At 43.7% G+C, this 17,898-nt stretch carries 15 protein-coding genes; 4 read left to right on the forward strand and 11 right to left on the reverse strand.

Translation table 11 applies throughout. The features are described from left to right. Window positions 1-62: 62 nt before the first annotated feature. Window positions 63-3,272 (reverse strand): peptidase domain-containing ABC transporter, encoded by a 3,210-nt coding sequence (locus F6J90_RS03045; protein WP_293091045.1) that lies wholly within the window; start codon window positions 3,270-3,272, stop codon window positions 63-65. Window positions 3,273-4,711: 1,439 nt separating this feature from the next. On the opposite strand from F6J90_RS03045, the gene F6J90_RS03050 reads away from it, so the two are divergent. The 4 genes from F6J90_RS03050 (at window position 4,712) to F6J90_RS03065 (ending at window position 9,997) form a co-directional block, all read left to right on the forward strand. Then, the gene (locus tag F6J90_RS03050) at window positions 4,712-5,995 is read left to right on the forward strand and encodes a calcium-binding protein (protein ID WP_293091046.1); all 1,284 of its coding nucleotides are present in this window, start codon (window positions 4,712-4,714) and stop codon (window positions 5,993-5,995) included. Between the two features lie 453 nt (window positions 5,996-6,448). After that, window positions 6,449-7,675 (forward strand): calcium-binding protein, encoded by a 1,227-nt coding sequence (locus F6J90_RS03055; protein WP_293091047.1) that lies wholly within the window; start codon window positions 6,449-6,451, stop codon window positions 7,673-7,675. A gap of 24 nt (window positions 7,676-7,699) precedes the next feature. Beyond that, window positions 7,700-7,882 (forward strand): hypothetical protein, encoded by a 183-nt coding sequence (locus F6J90_RS03060; protein WP_293091048.1) that lies wholly within the window; start codon window positions 7,700-7,702, stop codon window positions 7,880-7,882. A gap of 288 nt (window positions 7,883-8,170) precedes the next feature. Then, entirely contained in the window at window positions 8,171-9,997 is a 1,827-nt protein-coding gene (locus F6J90_RS03065; protein ID WP_293091049.1) for a lectin-like protein, read from the forward strand. A gap of 263 nt (window positions 9,998-10,260) precedes the next feature. On the opposite strand, the gene F6J90_RS03070 is transcribed toward F6J90_RS03065, so the two are convergent. From F6J90_RS03070 to F6J90_RS03115, 10 genes are all read right to left on the reverse strand, one after another. Continuing rightward, window positions 10,261-10,434 (reverse strand): hypothetical protein, encoded by a 174-nt coding sequence (locus F6J90_RS03070; protein WP_293091050.1) that lies wholly within the window; start codon window positions 10,432-10,434, stop codon window positions 10,261-10,263. Between the two features lie 236 nt (window positions 10,435-10,670). Next, a complete protein-coding gene (locus F6J90_RS03075) occupies window positions 10,671-10,862 on the reverse strand; it encodes a hypothetical protein (protein WP_137985203.1) in 192 nt (63 codons plus the stop codon). Window positions 10,863-10,991: 129 nt separating this feature from the next. Then, window positions 10,992-11,750: a peptidylprolyl isomerase gene (locus tag F6J90_RS03080; protein ID WP_293091051.1), complete on the reverse strand. Its 759-nt coding sequence runs from the start codon at window positions 11,748-11,750 to the stop codon at window positions 10,992-10,994. 391 nt (window positions 11,751-12,141) lie between these two features. Further along, window positions 12,142-12,438 (reverse strand): hypothetical protein, encoded by a 297-nt coding sequence (locus F6J90_RS03085; RefSeq protein ID WP_293091052.1) that lies wholly within the window; start codon window positions 12,436-12,438, stop codon window positions 12,142-12,144. Window positions 12,439-12,691: 253 nt separating this feature from the next. Next, the gene (locus F6J90_RS03090; protein ID WP_293091053.1) at window positions 12,692-12,979 is read right to left on the reverse strand and encodes a hypothetical protein; all 288 of its coding nucleotides are present in this window, start codon (window positions 12,977-12,979) and stop codon (window positions 12,692-12,694) included. A gap of 608 nt (window positions 12,980-13,587) precedes the next feature. Further along, window positions 13,588-13,860 (reverse strand): hypothetical protein, encoded by a 273-nt coding sequence (locus F6J90_RS03095; protein ID WP_293091054.1) that lies wholly within the window; start codon window positions 13,858-13,860, stop codon window positions 13,588-13,590. Window positions 13,861-14,165: 305 nt separating this feature from the next. Next, window positions 14,166-14,495 (reverse strand): hypothetical protein, encoded by a 330-nt coding sequence (locus tag F6J90_RS03100; protein WP_293091055.1) that lies wholly within the window; start codon window positions 14,493-14,495, stop codon window positions 14,166-14,168. 255 nt (window positions 14,496-14,750) lie between these two features. Next, window positions 14,751-15,137, reverse strand: coding sequence for a hypothetical protein (locus tag F6J90_RS03105; RefSeq protein WP_293091056.1), 387 nt, complete (start codon window positions 15,135-15,137; stop codon window positions 14,751-14,753). A 345-nt stretch (window positions 15,138-15,482) separates the two neighbouring features. Next, a complete protein-coding gene (locus F6J90_RS03110) occupies window positions 15,483-15,917 on the reverse strand; it encodes a HetP family heterocyst commitment protein (protein ID WP_293091057.1) in 435 nt (144 codons plus the stop codon). A 169-nt stretch (window positions 15,918-16,086) separates the two neighbouring features. Further along, complete coding sequence (locus F6J90_RS03115; protein WP_293091058.1) at window positions 16,087-17,691, reverse strand: HlyD family efflux transporter periplasmic adaptor subunit; 1,605 nt, start codon at window positions 17,689-17,691, stop codon at window positions 16,087-16,089. Between the last annotated feature and the right edge of the window lie 207 nt (window positions 17,692-17,898).

Below are 17,898 nucleotides of genomic sequence, written 5' to 3' on the forward strand. Positions count from 1 at the left end.
CCTGATCACCCCAAGAGCGATTTTTTACGCAAAACATTTACAAACTTTCATAAATGCCAGAGTTAAAGATCTAGCTGTTGCTGGGCTAGGTGGTAGTACAGACCTTTCTCAGCCATGAGTTCGGAGTGGGTACCGCGCTCTGCGATCAGACCTTGGTCGAGGACCAGTATAGAGTCAGCATTGCGCACCGTAGAAAGACGGTGGGCAATTATGAAGGTAGTGCGATCGCGACTAATGCGAGCTAAATTTTGTTGAAAACGTCGCTCTGATTCTGTATCTAGGGAGCTAGTCGCTTCATCGAGAATCAGAATCTTGGGGTTACCCAGCAAGGCTCGGGCGATCGCAATCCGTTGCCGTTGTCCCCCAGACAGGTTAGACCCTCGCTCCCCAACCTTGGTGTTGTATCCCAGGGGCAGGTTTTGAATAAACACATGAGCTTCAGCCAATTTGGCAACTTCTACCCCTTGTTCGAGACTATACTCAGGTTTGTATAAGGTGATGTTCTCTAAAATCGTCCCTGAAAACAAAAAGCATTCTTGAGGTACCACACCTAATTGAGAGCGCAAAGACTGGGGAGAAACATGTCGGATGTCGTGGCTATCAATCAAAATACGGCCTGTAGTTGGCTGATAGAGTCCTTGGAGCAGCTTTACCAAGGTACTTTTGCCCGAGCCACTGCGTCCGACAATGGCTATGGTCTTTCCAGGGGCAACCTCGAAGGAAATGTTTTGAAGGGTGTATTGTTCATCATCCTCACTATAGCGAAAGCTGACATTGTCAAACTGGACATGCCCCGCGATCGCAGGCAATGGCATCAAGGGTTTTTGGGTATTCTCTTCTGGCTGGGTGGTCAAGACATCATCGAGCCGTTCCACCGATACCAATATTTCTTGGAACTCATCCCAAAGTCCCACCAAAGACAAAATCGGGCTAATCACCCGACCAATGAGCATATTAAATGCCACAAACTGACCAATCGTGAGCTGTTCCTGAATTACCAGACTTGCTCCCAACCACAGTAAAGCCGTGCCGCTGAGGTTATTAATCAAGCCACTCACTGACCCTAAGCCGTTGGCCAAGTTCTGTCCTTTGAATTCCATATTCAACTGACCCGTGAGGCGGTCTTCCCAGCGCCAGCGCACCTCTTGTTCAGAGGCTGCTGCTTTGACAGTTGCTACTCCCGACATCATTTCTACTAACAGGGAGTTTTGTGCTGCTGCTTCTTTAAAGATTTCCCTGGACACTTGGCGTAGAAATGGACTGGCAAGTATGGTCAAAATCGCAATCGGTACAATCGTTGCCAGCACCAGCAAGGTTAGGTACCAGTTGTAGTAGAGCATCAGCCCCACATAGACAAACATCATTACCACATCCAGCCAAGTGGCAATAGCTTGCTGAGTGAGGAACGCCTGAATTTTCCCAGTTTCCTGGACTCGGGTTAGGATGTCCCCCACCTGGCGGGATTCAAAAAACTTCAGGGGTAGTGTGAGGGTATGCTTAATAAAGCCACTGACAAAGGTAAGACTGAGTCGATTGGAAAAGTAATCCAGCAGGTAGCGTCTGGTGACACTCAAGCCTATGCTCCAAAGGCCAAAGATGACTAGACCAATTGCAAACACATTGAGGGTAACAACACTTTTGTTAACCACCACCTGATCCAAAATGATTTGGGTAAACAGGGGGGTAATCAGACCAAACACCTGGAGCAGTAGGGAAGCTAGGATAATTTGCAACAGGACTGTGCGATGGGGCCATAGCAATCCCCAAAAGCGATTCAGAGAAATCTTTTGATTGGGAGTCCCTGCTAGCTGGGGAGTGGGATTCAACAGCAGCGCATATCCTGTCCAACCCTCTAGAAATTGTTGTCGAGAAAGCGATCGCTTTCCCACAGCTGGATCTGCAACAAGTACCTTCTCCCCTTTGACCCAATAGACAACTATATAATGATCACCTTGCCAGTGAGCAATCCAGGGGTTACTCCGATCCGCTAGGCGAGCTAAAGACGCTCTAACTGGAGTAGCTTGAAATCCTAAGGTTTCTGATGCTCTGGCTAACCCTTTCAGGGATGACCCAGAACGCCCCACTCCAGCCAGATTCCGTAGGGAATTCAAGCTAAATCGTTTGCCCCAGTAGCGTCCAATCATTGCCAAGCAAGCAGCGCCACAATCTGAAGAGGATTGCTGTTCAATGAAGGGATAGCGTTGCCACAACCCCTGAAGAAAAGGCCGCTTCGTCGGTACGGGAAATGGGATCAGTTTAGACTCAGCCTGGGTCGAGTTACTTTGTGTTTCACCATTTCCATCAGGGAGCTTAGATGGAATTAGCGGTACTCTGTGACCCGACTGAGTACGGACTTGGTGAACTATGGCGCTAGTGGCTTCTGATTTCTGGTGTCCATTTTCAGAGCTTTGACCCTTCTGTGGACTCAACTTTGCCAGCACCGGTGCCAGGAGTTGGGCAGTGTCCCAATGTTCCTGAGGTAGATGGGTTACCCATAAATCGCTTTGGGCAATCCAATCTTCCGGTACTGGCTGAGGATAGCCCCAACTTTCGCCAATGGCAATGGTTAGTGGGCAATTCTCTTCAACTCCACCCCTTTCAATCTGACCACTACGTAGCCAGTAACGACCGACTTGGCCAGACTCAACTAAGGACTCCCCAGCGGAAATCCGTGTGTCTAGCAGGTAGGGCAACAATTGCTGTAGGGTGATGCTGTCAAGGGTACGCAATTCTGTCAAGGTCTTGAAGAAAATCAAGCGTTGCCGGTGCTGAGCTTGTTGCTGTAGGTGTTCGAGCCACTCCGGTAGCCGTTCTAACCAAGATTGGAGTTCAGCTAAGGACATCCGAGCCATCTGTCCTGAACTCGCTGCGATCGCTTGGTAAGGATAAGATAGGTTGCACAACAGTGCCTCAGCCCCAAAGGTTGCCCCCTCTTCAAGAACCTGTACGGATACGTCCCGCTGCTTTTCCCCATCAAAGCTTAGCAGCCGCACCCGCCCGCCACAGACGACGTAAAAATACTTATTTGGTTCATTTTGAACAGAATTTTGGCTTAACTCCCGTCTAGGATAGGGTATAATTTCATCACCTAGCTCAAAGTTATGAATTTGGAAGGATTGACTAAATTCTGGTAATAGTGTCTTTGATAGCGTCTTATCCAACCAGTTCGCGATTAGGTGTTCAATAACCTCGGAAGATTTCTGGGTCGGGTATTGGCCAAGGTAATCTGGTGGTTGCCCTGATTTTTCTAAACCGACCGTTTTCTGATGCATTAGCTAGAACCCCTTCGTTAGTGAGTTTTGCCATGTCTTGACTAGCGCCATGGTTAGCTGGAGTCTTTGACCCCATTTGATTGGCACAAGTCCTGATTGTTGAAACAGTACTCTGGGTAGTCACATAGACTCTGCTCCCTCCCTTTCCCGAGTGATAGTCCCAGTAGTGTTCCCTGGGGTTGACTTAGGAGTTGACTTAGGAGTACTGTGGCATTCAACAAGTGTTTGCCGTTTTATGCCACCTAAGCCATCCCAGCTAATCCAGGTAATAAGTAATAATTTGATGGTCACCCTTGCTCCGGGAGGCTGTTCGCCCTTTTTTAGGTAACTTCATGAAAAGCTTGTGAAATTAATTATGAGTTTTTTCCCCTGAAAACTCAACATCCTTACATATTTCTTAAAACTTCAAATCTTTTCTACATATTCCTTACCAGTAACCCCAAGGACAATCTCCGGAATCATCCTATGTGAAGTAAATTGGTGCTGTCAAGTTGTTTTCACGATAACTTTACGGTTTTTACAATAACTTCAAGAAAAGTTTATCAAATCTTATTGAAGTTAACCAGCCAGATTGAAGTTAACTAGCCAGATAGAGTTGTCAAGTTTTCATAACATTTTCACTAAACTAACTATTCATATAATCAGTTTAGTAGTTATCAATAGTTTTACAATTACTTTACAAATTCTTCATTAAATCTTGTTATAAACTTTAAAAAAAATTCACAAGTACAGCAATGTCTCAGCTCCTAGAGAAGCTTTGTGCTCCTTGATAGTGTGATACGGTTTGTCAATTACCCTAGGGGTTATACCCCTCAAAAATTAGCAAGCTTACAGAGCACCATACTTCCTATCTGGTCGTCATATCATCGACCCTTAAATACTAATCATTAAAACTGATCGGGAGATGGGGAGAAGTAAGGGGAGGGAAGAACGTGGATATTGTTAATCATTACTCATCCTCCGGACTTGATATAAATTAATCAACAGTTAACTTACATAGTTTTATTGATCGTTATTTTTATTTGAAAACAAAAAAATACTTCCTAGGTTTACATCTCATTCATAAACCCTATAGTCAGCTATAACTTAACGTAAACTTTACAAAAGTATCTTATCAAAAGTGACAAATTGGCATGTCTAATACCTTCCAATTATTTATGGTTTTACTATAAATCAATTGGGTGGTAACCAAGTGTGTAATATAGCGTTTCGTGTAGGATATGTAAACCTATAAGGTCTTTTTTTATTGGAAAATAAAACTCCGGAGCTCTTTCCCCTCTTGCCTTACTTACCCTCCTGGGAGGGTTTAGGGGTGGGTTCCTATTGTATGCAAGCAAATTCCTGCAAAAAGTGTGTTTACAACCCAGCTCCAAACGCTATATTCCCCATTCTCCATTCCCACTATTGATAATTAAGTGAACAAAAAAACCTAGAATTTTATGACATCAGATACTCTATTCTTACCCCTGAAATCTCAAACCTATAACCCTAAACCTAACTTTGCTAATGCTACCGGAGGCGCTCAGTTTACAGGATACAGTCACAGTCCTTCAGGGACTTTGACTGATGCCCAAGCACAGACTTTCGTCAACGATGGTTTAACTCAGGCCATTGCTAATGCTGACGCCACCTTTATCAATGACCCAACTTTTTCTGAACTCTTCACTCAAAGTGCTGGAGTTGGTCAAGAGGGCGCTTATGAAGTATTTGCTAGCAGCAAGGCTAAGGTAGTTGGTAATTTTTCCGTTGGTGCTTATCAGAAGTTTTCCTTTGATTTCTCAACGGCTTTAGAACTTAACTCAAAAGAAATTGAAAATTCCAATACTGAATATGCTTCCGCAAAGTCAGGCAGTTATTTTTTTGTATTAGATACAACTAATGGTTATACCAAACTGTTAGATTATTTTGGCCTGAAGGGGAATTTAATCTCTTCGAGTCAAGTTGGCAAGCTGAACTTTGGTGCAAGTTATAATGTTACCGTTGACTACCCCTCTAAAAGTACAGATATTAATGGTAACAATGGCATCGACTTCCTAAAAGGCTCAACTACAGGAGAATATAAGCGTTGGTTTAACCGTGATACCAATGTAACTGTAGTAGAAGTAAATACCAGTACAATTCAGTTGTTGGGAGATAGCTTAATCTATAACTTGGGTAATGATGTCCAATATGGAAGTATTTGGAATGATAAACTTCATGGAACTGATTATGGGGACAAAATCTATAGCAGCCTAGGGGATGATACTGTCTATGGCTATGGTGGTAATGATATCCTTGAAGGAGGTAAAGGCCACGATAAGCTGTATGGTGGTAATGGTTATGATAAACTCCATGGCAGTTTTGGTGAGGATACCTTAGTCGGTGGTTACCACAATGATACGTTATTCGGTGGTAGTGATGATGACATCCTGATTGGTGGTCGTGGTAGCGATGTGATGAGCGGTGGTAGTGGCGCTGACCAATTCGTTTTTGAGCGAAATCAGAGTTTGTTATCCGGTGAATTTGATGTGATCAAGGACTTTGAGGTTGGTGTCGATCAGATTGAATTTTGGGGCTGGGGTTATATTGATGCCTCCAATTGGTTCAGTGGGGTAATTGCTGAAGGTAGGCTCACCGATACCCAAGATGGTGCGCTATTCCATTCAAATTATGGTGGAAAAGTCCTGTTTGAAGGGGTTAATGCACACGAGCTTAGTGACTCTGACTTCGTCTTCGCTGCTTAAAACTTAATTCCAGATGGGTAATACTCTACAGGACTCACGCAGTAAATTTATACCAATTCTTAGCGCTCACACCGCTACACATCAATTTCATCTCCCCATCTCCCCATCTGCATCTTTAGTGTTACTTGTAGTGTGCGTTAATAACGCACCCTACTACTACTTATAGGGTTTAGTGCCCAATTTTTCGTAAGTCTTGCTTCAATTCATTGAAGCTAAACTCAAAGAGGCGTTCGCTTAGCGTGCGCCTCTTTTATCATGAGCTGATTACTGATAGCTAAATGCTTACTATCTTAACTACCAGACCATTCGGTCACTGGTGAAGAGCTGATAGCTTAATACTTACCAATTAGGCTGTTATTGTCATAAAAATCAGCCGCCAAAATGGCGCTCAGAATTGATTGATCCTATATATAATGATTCCCGGAATAAGTCCATATAAAAATGGAGAATTTAATGGGATCAAATACTTTATTTTTGCCGATTGTTAAAACCCCTAACTCCAAACCGAACTTTGCTGACGCTACAGGAAGCGCCAAGTTCACCAACTATAGTCAACCAGCGTCTGGGTTTTTGACTCAAGCTCAGGCGCAGACTTTAGTCAAGGATGGTGTGGGTTTTGCCCTTGCTAATGCTGACGCCACTTTTGTCAATAACCCAACCTTCTCTACACTATTTAGTCAAGCTACCGCAGCTGGTTTTGATGGTGCTTTTGAGAGTCGTTCGCAAAGTAACACTAAAGTAGTTGCTAGTTTTTCTGTTGGAGCTAATCAACAATTCTCTTTCAATTTCTCAGCAGATTTACGACTGACAGCTAAAGAAATTGAAAATCCTAATCGGGAATATTCTCAGGCCAAGTCAAAGATAGGTTTTCTGGTTTTAGAGACTGAGAGTCACAGTAGACCTAAGGTTAAAGGGTTTTTTGGCATTGCTGGTGATTTAATCTCTTCCCGCAAAATCGGCGACTTGGATTTTGGCTCTAGTCGCAACGTCAAACTTAACGGTCCTTTTAAAACCACTGATATTGATGGCAACAACGGCGTAGACTTCGTCAAGGGTTCAGCCCAAGGCACTTATCAGCAAACCTTTAGCCGTGATAGCAAGATCACGATCGTAGAAGTTAATAATAATGCTGTTAGTTTGTTGGGGGATACCTTAATCAACAGCCTGGGCAAGGATGTCCGCTATGGAAGTATTTGGGATGATAAGCTTCGTGGCACTTTCCGTAATGACAAAATTTATGCTAGCCTAGGCGATGATTCGATTCAAGGACTTACTGGCGATGACATCCTGGAAGGGGGTAAAGGCAACGATAAGCTGAATGGAGGGTTTGGTGATGATAAACTCCATGGCAGTTTTGGTAACGACACTTTGGTAGGTGGCGGTGGCAATGACACCATGGTTGGTGGTAATGGCGCTGACACATTTGTTTTCAATCGGATCAATAGCTTGCTTGGAAATGACTTTGATATCATCAAAGACTTCCAAGTTGGTTTAGATAAGGTTAAATTCCAAGGTTTTGGTCGAATTGACTCCAAAACTTGGTACAACAATGGGATAAATCAGGGTTACCTTACTAATACTAGTAATGGCGCTCTCTTATCTGACGCAAAAGGTGGAGAAGTTTTGTTTGAAGGTGTGAATCTAAACGCTCTTAAGCATTCTGACTTCCACTTCGCCTAACATCCAGTCCTAGGGGCGAAGTATTTGGGAAGAAACTTGTTGGAAAAACGACGATATTTAGATCCAAATGCTTCCCCTGATCGCTATTTTGGCAAGAGGTCTAATACCGAGTTGCATTCAAAGATAGTAGATGGGGAGATGGGGAGATGGGGAAATGGGGAGATGGGGAGATGGGGAGATTGGGGGCAGATAAAGTTGTACCTTTGATCGCAACTTAGTATAAAGAAAAGAGGCGCACGCTAGGCGAACGCCTCTTTTTTCATATCAATACCATTTTTATAGTCCGGGTAATCGGTAATTGGTAATCGGTAATCAAACCACTATTACCAATTATAAATTAAGTACATAGCAACAAATAATGATTAGTTAACTGTGACAATATATAACATTTAGTGATAATTTGCTGTAAAATAAACAGCCAAAATGGCGTTTGAAATATATTGATTATATTTATAATTTTCATCTAATATAGTTGTCCAAAAAAACGGAAAATTCATGACATCAGACACTCTATTCTTAACCCCTAGAACCTCTAACTCCAAACCGAACTTTGCTAACGCTACAGGAAACGCTCAGTTTACCAACTATAGTCAAGCTCCTGCTGGTACCTTGACTAATGCCCAGGTGGAGACCTTGGTCAAGGGTGGTGTAGCTACTGCTATTGCTGATGCTAAAGCTAGCTTTATCAATGACCCAGCTTTCTCTCAACTTTTCACTCAAAGTACTGTAGTTGGTACTGAGGGGGCTTTTCAGGGCAGTGCCAATAGCCGCACTGAAGTGGTTGGTAATTTTTCAGTGGGAGCTAATCAAAAATTCTCTTTCAATTTTTCAGCAGCTTTAGAACTGAACGCTAAAGAAATTGAAAATTCCAATCGGGAATATTCTGAGGCTAAGTCGGGGACATTTTTTTTCCTGTTGAATACTGATCAGATGAATCAGCCCAAGATTATCGATTCGTTTGCTATCTCTGGTGATTTAATTTCTTCCCGTCGAATCGGCGATCTGGATTTTGGCTTTAGTCGCAACATCACACTGAACTCTCCCACAAAACGCTTTGATATTAATGGGAACAATGGCATAGATTTCGTTAAGGGTTCAGTTACAGGCACTTATCAGCGCACCTTTAGTCGCAATACTAATTTGACGTTAGTGGAAATTAATCAAAGTGCCGTTAAATTATTAGGAGATACCTTAATTGGCAACTTAGGTAATGATGTTCGCTACGGCACGATCTGGAATGATGAACTCCGTGGCACTAACAGAAATGACAAAATTTATGGCAGCCTAGGTAATGATTCCCTCTATGGATTTGATGGCAATGATATTTTAGAAGGTGGTCAAGGTCACGATCAGCTATTTGGGAGCTATGGTAGCGACAAACTCCATGGCAGCTTTGGTAATGACACTCTTAAGGGTGGCTCGGGTAAGGACATTATGTATGGTGGCTCTGGTCGAGACATTATGTATGGTGGCTCTGGTCGAGACACAATGTATGGTGGCATTGATGATGACACCCTCAAGGGTGGCTCGGGTAACGATTTCATAGTTGGGGATGCTGGTAACCAAAACAACAATGTTAGTGTTTACCGTGGGCATCAATATCTCCTGACTTCGGTTGCTGGCACCTGGGACGAAGCTCAAGCTGAGGCAAAGCGTTTAGGTGGTAATCTGGTAACGATTAATGATGCTGCTGAGCAAACATGGCTGTTTAACAAATTTGGTTCTAAGGAACTGTTTTGGATTGGCTTAACTGACAAGTCAAGAGAAGGTAATTGGAAGTGGGTCAGTGGTGAGTCAGCAACTTATCGCAACTGGTCTCCAGGAGAACCCAACAACGCCACAATCTATGGAACTCAACCAGAGGGTGAAGACTATGCCGTCATGGGTTGGGGCGATCGCGCCTGGAATGATTTAAGCGATCGCGATCCTTGGCATAATAATCTGCGAGGCGTGATTGAGATCAATCAGCCCAGTAATAAAGATGCCATAATTGGTGGAGATGACGTTATTATTGGTGATCGCGGTAGTGATACTTTAGTCGGTGGCAGTGGCGCAGATAAATTTGTGTTCAAACGGAATGAGAGTTTGTTACCCGGTGAATTCGATGTCATCAAAGACTTTGAAGTGGGTGTCGATAAATTTGAATTCCAAGGCTGGGGTAATAATATTAATGCTTCCAAGTGGTTCAATAATGAAATTTCCCAACGTGGGATTATTGATACTCAAGATGGTGCTCTGTTCCGTTCTGATTATGGTGGAACTGTTCTGTTTGAAGACGTGAGTGTAGCAGATCTCAGCTACTCTGACTTTAGCTTTAGCTAACCCCCAATTCTAGAAGAAGCTGAGTGCTGAGTGCGCAGGGTGCTCAGTGCTCAGTGCTCAGTGCTCAGTGCGTCAGTGCTGACAAATCAATCAAAAGAAGCGATTGATTCTTTTCTCGTCCTAAAAAAAATCAGCCAAAATGGCGATACCTTTTGAAGATAGTTATTTATGATAGTGGTGGGCTTAATGCTTTCCATCAAAAGCTCAGATCTGGCTTTGGGTGAAGAGGCTGGTAGCCCAATCCATGGTCGGTTAAGCAAGGGTCAACTGTCAAAGGAAAGGCAAGAGGCAAGAGGCAAGAGGCAAGAGTTAATCAAATATAGAAGGATTTTTGGTAGCAATGCAGTGGCCTCACGGGGAGGCAGTGCCGCCAAAGGGGGTTCCCACGGGGCTTTCAAGGTGCCGACGCAGGTTCCGCACACAGACCCATGCGCCATGAGCAACTGCCGTGGTTTCCCCCACTCGCGCTTCGGATCAAGACAGTAAGCATTCAGCAGTCAGCAGTCAGCCGTTGGCCACAGAGCCAAAGCTGATAGCACCTCAAGTAGCGTGGCCATTCGCTTAGCGTGGCCATAGGCCAAGGCTCAAACCTGATAGCTAAATGCTTACTCAAGACAAGGTCAAAAACGGTAATTATTTTGTATAATAGATTTAGAAATGCTATATAGGTAAACTACTTACTAGAAGAAGCATGGCAAGAGGATGAACTTCTGCTAGAAATTCTGCCACTAGAGTCTCTTTTGACAGTAACCTCTTGAATAATGGTTGCTTCATCTCCAGAGGCAGTTGCTGTACTTTCGGCTTGGACTACAACCGTACCATCTGGTGAAACTATCCATTTTCTGATTGTCTGGGAACGTCTCATGGTTACATCACTCTAGTTAGTTATTTTAGTCATGGGGTAAATTCAATTTACTTACCCCTGCTCCGAAGCTCCGTTCGCGCCCCGCGTGCCCTACGGCCTCAGTCCCTAAAACCAGTAATAGCATTGGGATTATTCCCCAGTATTGATGCTACTAAGTTCACTATGGATCATATAGTTAACTTCACTATTGAGCCACTCTTGAAACATACTCTGTAAAATTTCTTTAGACTTTTCTTCGGTTAATTCAGCTGGAATAAATTCTTCAACTAAGAAAAGATGATATCCTTGTTCGGTTTGCAGGGGATGAGTCACTTCTCCTGGCTGAACACTAAAGATAACGGCAGCTATCTCAGGCTTAAAACTCCAGCGAGGCAACTTTCCTTCATAGCCACACCGTCGCTGCCTTTCTGGGTCTATATCATAGAAATGAGCAGCTTCATAAAAACTGATTTCTCCTTCCTCAATCTGATAGAAAAGCTCCTGAGCAATTTCCTCAGAATCCACCATAATTTGATAAACCAACACTTGCTCAAAGTCCAGTCGATTTTGAGCAAAGCTTTTTTCGACATCCTTAGAAAATAAGGACTCAGCAAGCTTTTGGGCAAGCAAGCGATCGCTAATTCCCGCTTCCCAATCTTCTGCTGTCACCATCTGATCTGCCAGCCAGGCCAATGTTTCTGCTGCCTTTTCCAAACGATGGGCATAACGGATCTCATCCGCCTGAGCTTGCACGTCTTCTGGTGTGACTGTTATCCCTCTTTCCTGAGCCGCTTTATTGATAACTCGTTGATACAAAACTTTTTGACAGATGCCCTTCAGATGCATCTCCTTTTTCAAGGAGTACATAATTTCCTCTGGAGTCACCGATGCTTTGGAAAGGTCAACCATTACACCCGATTATTAACTAGAACTGGAACTACTTACAGTCTTGGTCAGATTCAGCTGAGTCAACCCTCTGACTCTTATCATGATACAAAAAGCAATTCCTAACCTCTGCCAAGTTGCCGAATTGAGGGCGTAGTATAGCAATTATCATAGTTATGAGCGACATTGCTTATCCTTTTAAGGCAGAGGGCAGAAGGCAGAGGGCAGCAAGGCAAGAAGGTCTTAAAGGCAATCAGCACCAATAAAGACTGTACCTCATAGGTATGAGAAACGCTATATTTGCCAGTCAAACCTAGAGTTTAGACTTATCCCTCAATCAAAACACCTCGCCCCTCAATCCCCGTTTTGAAGCCAGCACACAGAAGCTAGATTAGATTTTGTGAAGCTTATAGCTTCAGAAGTATCTGCTAAAGAAGTTAAATCTCATGAAAAAAGGTTCCTGAATATTAGGTGCTGAGAAGTTATCAGTACCAGCGCTAGCTTCAACAATACCCCCAGTGTTTGTGGCTTTACTAGCAGATGCTTGCACTGCACTGGTAGCCATGTTTCCATCAGGATCGATGCTCATGGAATTAGTCATAGTACTTGCTGCCTCAGGATTTACTTCCGATACAGATATAATTGCAGAACGACTAGCCTTCATCGTTGTAAATGAGCCAGGTAAAGCCCATAAATCAAAGCTATCAAACATAATCGTTAACCTCCTTTGTTACTAATGGAACGAGTTACAAACAATTTTAATTAGTGAAAAATTCACTAGACTTTTTGCAGAAGTAGGGAACTTCGGATCGGGTAATTTCGGATCGGGTAACTTAGGCTCAGTGGACAATAATTGATAAAATTATTATCATAAAATCGATGCAGCGCTGTTGCCTGTTGCCTTTTGCCTTAAAAGAATAAGCAAATTACCTCACCCAAATAAGAACTGCTATATATTTGTTGAGTTACCCAATGAAACCATAAATCGCAAAGGCATCGTAGACAGAATGACCCGAGTAAAAACGATCCCTAGCCCTAGCCTCAGCTCTTGCCCTAGCTTCAGAAAAGAACTCGTCTACATCGGTAAAGCCTTTTACCGATGTATCGGTATACTGACCGAAAGCATCGGCCTTACCATGAGCGGTAGCAATGCCAGGACCAGTGAAGACTTGAGCATTAGTAAAAACAAAACCACCTAAAATAGGGTGGTCTTTTACCTCTAGCTCGAAATATTCTAATTGATCAATTTTCATGAATGATTCTCCTGGTCAAATTAGGTAATGGTTAATTGTGCTCGGGAGCATTTACAGCGGTTTGCAATTCAGTTAGGTACAAAGTTCTAGTTTTTTAGGGAGTAGGGAGCAGGGAGCAGGGAAAAGGGAAGTCGGAAGTGGGAAAACAATCCTGTGTACCTGATAGTTATGCAAACCGCCGTAAAAGCAACTAAAAATCAAAGCGGGAGCATGTCAGTTTTGTTAATCCCTGATTCAGAACCCCCACCTCCTTAATAAGGGGGACTTTTGAATCTAATTCCCCCCAAGGTTCACGGGGGGTTAGGGGGGATATATGTACATAATTACAAAGGTGACATGCTTCCAATCAAAGCAACTAAAAATGATGGATTAGTCCCATCGTTTTCCGTAACTAGCAAGCCAGATGTTACTACTACTAATTGCTTCCTCATTTTACTCACTGCTAGCAAGATGCTCCCACTACCAATTCACAAAAATGGGATGCTCCCATTGTGATTAATGCTGCGGAAAGATGTTATTGATTTCTTCTTCATCTTTCCGCAGCATTGATACCGTTAAATCTCAACTAGTACTCTAAGCCGTTTTAGTAATGACGCTTATTAGAAGCACTAGTGAGAAGAACTAGCAGATGTTGCATTTAGGCTAGAATGAGAACTATAGTCAGTAGTTGTAGTAGTGCCATTGATGCTGGTGAAGGTATTATTACCAAAGGCTCTTGCGTCGCCGTCAACCCTAGCTACGTGCCCTTTAATGTTGGTACCGACGTTGATATATCCGTTATATACGAAAGAGTTGTAGTGAGGTGGGTAGTAGCGAGATCCACCCACAACCTTGGGGTCCTCAGCAATAGTTTCTAAATGATTTAGATCAGAAATAATCATTATTTACTTTTCTCCTTTTGACTTTTTTTGTGTTAATAAACTTGTTGAGTTTACACTCTAATTAAACTAGCAAATTTCCAAAATGTTTGTCTCGCCAATTTGGCAAGAAACCTATTGAGTTCCGGTTTGATATAACTATTGGCGATTTAATACCCTGAAGTAATCAAACTGAAGCAATCAAACGTAAACCTGAGTGTACTCATCCTGATATAGAACTAAATTTGCTGCATGCGCTGCATTCTATTAGGATATGAGGACACCCAGGTTTACAAGTTACTTAATCAGAAACTTGTCCTGAATAAGTATTAGTAGGGGAAGATAGCAGAGGTAGTAATACCTACAGACTTGGAGGCAGTTCCGTCAGGACCCTCAATAGTAACGGCTACGCTTTGTTGCTTAGTACCAACATTAAAACCGCTAGCGCTAGAACCTTCACCTTGGCTAGAGCTTGAAGCGCTAATACCACTAATGTCTACATTAGCTGTAATGTCAACACTGAAAATGTCGGTTTCGGTGACGGTGCTGGTGGTGCTTAAATTGGTGACGATATCGTTGTTGAATGAGATTCCAGCAGAAGCACCTTGAACTTGGCTAGCGTCAACAGATTCTAGATGGTTTAGGTCAGAAATAAGCATTGATTTTCTCCTTCTTTGTTGTTGATTTTGTTTGTTTGAATCAGCTTTGTTTGAGCTGTTGATATAACTATAGCCAGATTCCCCTAGGCATGTCTCGCCAATTTGGCTTAAACCTTTTTTTTTTTTAAATCACTGAATTTACTAAAAGTATCTAGTCACCAGTAACCGATTTTGAATTAGTTCAAAGAGATTGGTAATCTTGATGGGGTTTTATTGAAGTAAGTTATTAGTAATGAGCGTGTTATTATATCTAATCTAATTAAAAATTTGAACGCCACTTTGGCTTGATATTGATGATTGAATTCTCCCAGAACTAAAGTAGGTACTTTCGTTCTGGGTTTTAGGGAGTAGGGAGTAGGGAGTAGGGAGCAGGGAACAGGGACTTCGGAGCAGGGAGTGTGGGAAGTGTGGGGAGAGGGGGGCGTGTGGGGCGTGTGGGGCGTGTGGGGAGATGGGCAGAGGGGAGAGTGTGGGAAGTGTGGGAAGAGGGGGGCGTGTGGGGCGTGTGGGGCGTGTGGGGAGATGGAGAGATGGGGAGATGAAATTATTGATGTGTAGCCGTGTGAGGGCTAAGAATTGGTATAACCTGAGTTCGATATAAGCGATCGCTGGACGAAAGAGTAAGAAATAGAAGGCTTGCACAACTAGGGTAGATTAAGGCTTTCAGGGTTACGTCTAACTTAGGTTAACTAGGGATTAGCCACGCTTAAACCCTTAGATTAGGCCCGCTTAACCATTAACCGTGCCACCTAGCCCTAACCCTCAAAACTAAATTGACAGAGTACTAGGGCTGTTTTTACTAGGGCTGTTTTTACTAGGGCTGTTTCATTCCGGTCTATGATCAGATAAAAAAACGCCTCGTCCATCAACACGGACAAGGCGGTTATTAATGAATTACTTTGACCACAGGCTTAGTCTGATCTGGTGTGGTGGTAAGCAGTGGCTGGTAATGACAAGGAGGATGGGTAGGAAAATGATTATACCTGCTCACCACAGGGAAACCAAACAGTCTTGCCGTAAATACTCGGCTAACTTCTTGAGCATGGATTCCTCTTCTTCCAGTTCACTGATAAACCACTCTTCTTGATCGCCACCGTGGACGTGTGAGGTTTTCTTGCCAAGCTTCTCTACATAAGCCAGATCTTTGATCTGGCTCAAACGCTGCCGTGCATTCAAGGCTTTAGTGCCATTGCTCATCATACTAGCTTGCTTCTGTAAGATCATATCCCGGTTTTGTTTGAGCAAGCGGCTGTAGGTTCTAGAAGGCATGTAGTCTAGGGGGTTATGGCCCGCAAAGCGTAGCATCAACACACAAGCCCAAGAATACTTGCCATCAAGGATGGCTTCCTCGATCTCGCTAAACTTATCGGTATCCATCACTTTTTCGAGCTTGGTATTGGCAGAAGGAATACGATAGGTCATGGTTATTTCTTATCCTGTAAGTCTAAAGGTCAATAGTTTATAAGCTGGGGTGCAGTTAACTTGCAGATTTCAAGGAATTACTAGCAAGTTGACTACTAAGAATTAACGGTCAACTGTTAACCGTCAACGGAAAACGATCAGTCAGTGATGAAAATGAGAGAACAGAGCACTATAGATCGATGCCACTTTTTTGCAGCTGTCGCATCGGATCCAATAAGAAATCGATAATCCGACGGCGGCGGATGATGATGTCAGCATTGGCGGTCTGACCAGCCTTAAACCGGATGATTTCATCCTCTTCAATCACATAGTCACGGTCGAGGGACACTTTCACCTTATAGACTGAACCCATTTGTTGATCGGCTTTAGCATCGGAAGAGATGGAAATCACCGTGCCTTTGATGATGCCGTAATCCTGATAGGGATAGGCATCAAATTTTACTTGCACTGGCATTCCTTCGTTAATGAACCCTGCCTCGCGAGTAGGCAAACTTGCGGATAGCACTAGGGGGGCACCTTGAGGAGCGATTTCGGCGATGCTACGTCCCGGTTGCACCACTTCACCAGCATTAGCAATGTTGAGGGAAGATATTATCCCATCCACTGGCGCTTTGAGAAACTTCTGTTTGAGCCTGGTTTTAGCAGTAGTAACCAGGGTTTCATTTTCAGCAATTCTAGCTTTGATTTGGGTCAGTTCTAGTTCTAACTGTTGAATTTTCTGCTGTGTTTCTAAGCGAGTGGTGCGTCCCGTCGCTTGCCGATGCTCTAATTCTGCTTCTAGTCGCTTGATTTCTGCTAAAGTCTGTTCTAGCTCACCTCGGCTTTGGCTAGTCGCCGCTTCGCGATCGCGTATACTTTGCTGAGCTTGAAAGATCTGTTCCCGAGTACTCAAACCTTCTTGCAGTTTGCTTTCAGTAACAGCACTTTGGCTAGCACGAAAGCTTTGTTCTGCTTGAAATACGTGTTCTTTGGAGATTGCTCCTTCTGCCAACAGAGGTTTAAGGTTATCGAGTCGTTCCTTGAGAGCCACTACATTAGCCCGCCGTTGCTGGAGCAGTTCTTTGGCTGTCGCCTGCACCAGTTTCAGCCGTTGTAATCGTTCGCGATTAGCAGCTTTAGCTAACTGATGTTGAATGATTTGTTGTCTAATCGCCGACGCACTAGCTTGTGCTCGTGCGATCGCAGCTTGTTGCCCTTGAACTTCTGCTTGGGTAATTTGCTCACGGGTTTCCGCTTCCAGACGGGTTCTGTCAATCAGTCCTTGCATCTGAACTAACTTAATCCGGTCTGAATTAAGCACTTTCTCTAAACGCTCTACTTCCTGAGTGGCAAGGTCTGTATCCAGTTCCACCAAGACTTCCCCAGCTTTAACCGCTTGCCCTTCTTTGACCTTAATACTGGCAACCTTGCCTGGCTCAATCGGGTCAACTTTATAAACGTCCCCTTTTGGCACTAAGCTTCCATGAGCTTTACCCACTTCATCAATCTGCCCAAACGTTGCCCAAGCCACAAATATTGTACAGAAGCTTAAGCCACCCAACATCAGCAGCCGAGGAAGGTTCGCCGGAGGCTGATCGAGGGTAGTTTGTATGGAGGTTGACCATTTGGACGTACTAGGAGCATTGGCAGTATTGGTTCCTACCTCTGTGCTGGGTGAGGCTACAGCCTCTTGGTCATAATCAGGTCTCAGGCGACCTGATGGCATTAAAACGACGTTACCCTGACGACTGGTAGCCGCTTCAGGTGGGGAGTTGATTGGTTTTGCTTGTGTCATGGTGGTAGATCACGCTAAATTAACATTTTAGGGAAATGACCAATGTTTTGGGAAAGTCAGCGACCAATTCTCTTGCTGCCCTTAGCTTTGCGGGGCGAGTTGGGCATTGTTGAGCAGACCGAAATCTTTGGCATTACCTGACTTCTACTTGCCCCTTTTCCAGATAGCTTAAATGCACCCCGAGATCAGAACTTAAACCCTTCCCCT

Source organism: Moorena sp. SIOASIH (genome assembly GCF_010671925.1).
In the GTDB taxonomy this organism is placed as follows: domain Bacteria; phylum Cyanobacteriota; class Cyanobacteriia; order Cyanobacteriales; family Coleofasciculaceae; genus Moorena.

What these genes read in the sequence shown, in the direction of transcription:
- F6J90_RS03090 (WP_293091053.1), bottom strand. Translation starts at nt 12,979, where the DNA reads ATGAAAATTGATCAATTAGAATATTTCGAGCTAGAGGTAAAAGACCAC.
- F6J90_RS03085 (WP_293091052.1), bottom strand. Translation starts at nt 12,438, where the DNA reads ATGTTTGATAGCTTTGATTTATGGGCTTTACCTGGCTCATTTACAACG.
- F6J90_RS03045 (WP_293091045.1), bottom strand. Translation starts at nt 3,272, where the DNA reads ATGCATCAGAAAACGGTCGGTTTAGAAAAATCAGGGCAACCACCAGAT.
- F6J90_RS03115 (WP_293091058.1), bottom strand. Translation starts at nt 17,691, where the DNA reads ATGACACAAGCAAAACCAATCAACTCCCCACCTGAAGCGGCTACCAGT.
- F6J90_RS03070 (WP_293091050.1), bottom strand. Translation starts at nt 10,434, where the DNA reads ATGGCGCATGGGTCTGTGTGCGGAACCTGCGTCGGCACCTTGAAAGCC.
- F6J90_RS03080 (WP_293091051.1), bottom strand. Translation starts at nt 11,750, where the DNA reads ATGGTTGACCTTTCCAAAGCATCGGTGACTCCAGAGGAAATTATGTAC.
- F6J90_RS03110 (WP_293091057.1), bottom strand. Translation starts at nt 15,917, where the DNA reads ATGACCTATCGTATTCCTTCTGCCAATACCAAGCTCGAAAAAGTGATG.
- F6J90_RS03055 (WP_293091047.1), top strand. Translation starts at nt 6,449, where the DNA reads ATGGGATCAAATACTTTATTTTTGCCGATTGTTAAAACCCCTAACTCC.
- F6J90_RS03075 (WP_137985203.1), bottom strand. Translation starts at nt 10,862, where the DNA reads ATGAGACGTTCCCAGACAATCAGAAAATGGATAGTTTCACCAGATGGT.
- F6J90_RS03100 (WP_293091055.1), bottom strand. Translation starts at nt 14,495, where the DNA reads ATGCTTATTTCTGACCTAAACCATCTAGAATCTGTTGACGCTAGCCAA.
- F6J90_RS03065 (WP_293091049.1), top strand. Translation starts at nt 8,171, where the DNA reads ATGACATCAGACACTCTATTCTTAACCCCTAGAACCTCTAACTCCAAA.
- F6J90_RS03050 (WP_293091046.1), top strand. Translation starts at nt 4,712, where the DNA reads ATGACATCAGATACTCTATTCTTACCCCTGAAATCTCAAACCTATAAC.
- F6J90_RS03095 (WP_293091054.1), bottom strand. Translation starts at nt 13,860, where the DNA reads ATGATTATTTCTGATCTAAATCATTTAGAAACTATTGCTGAGGACCCC.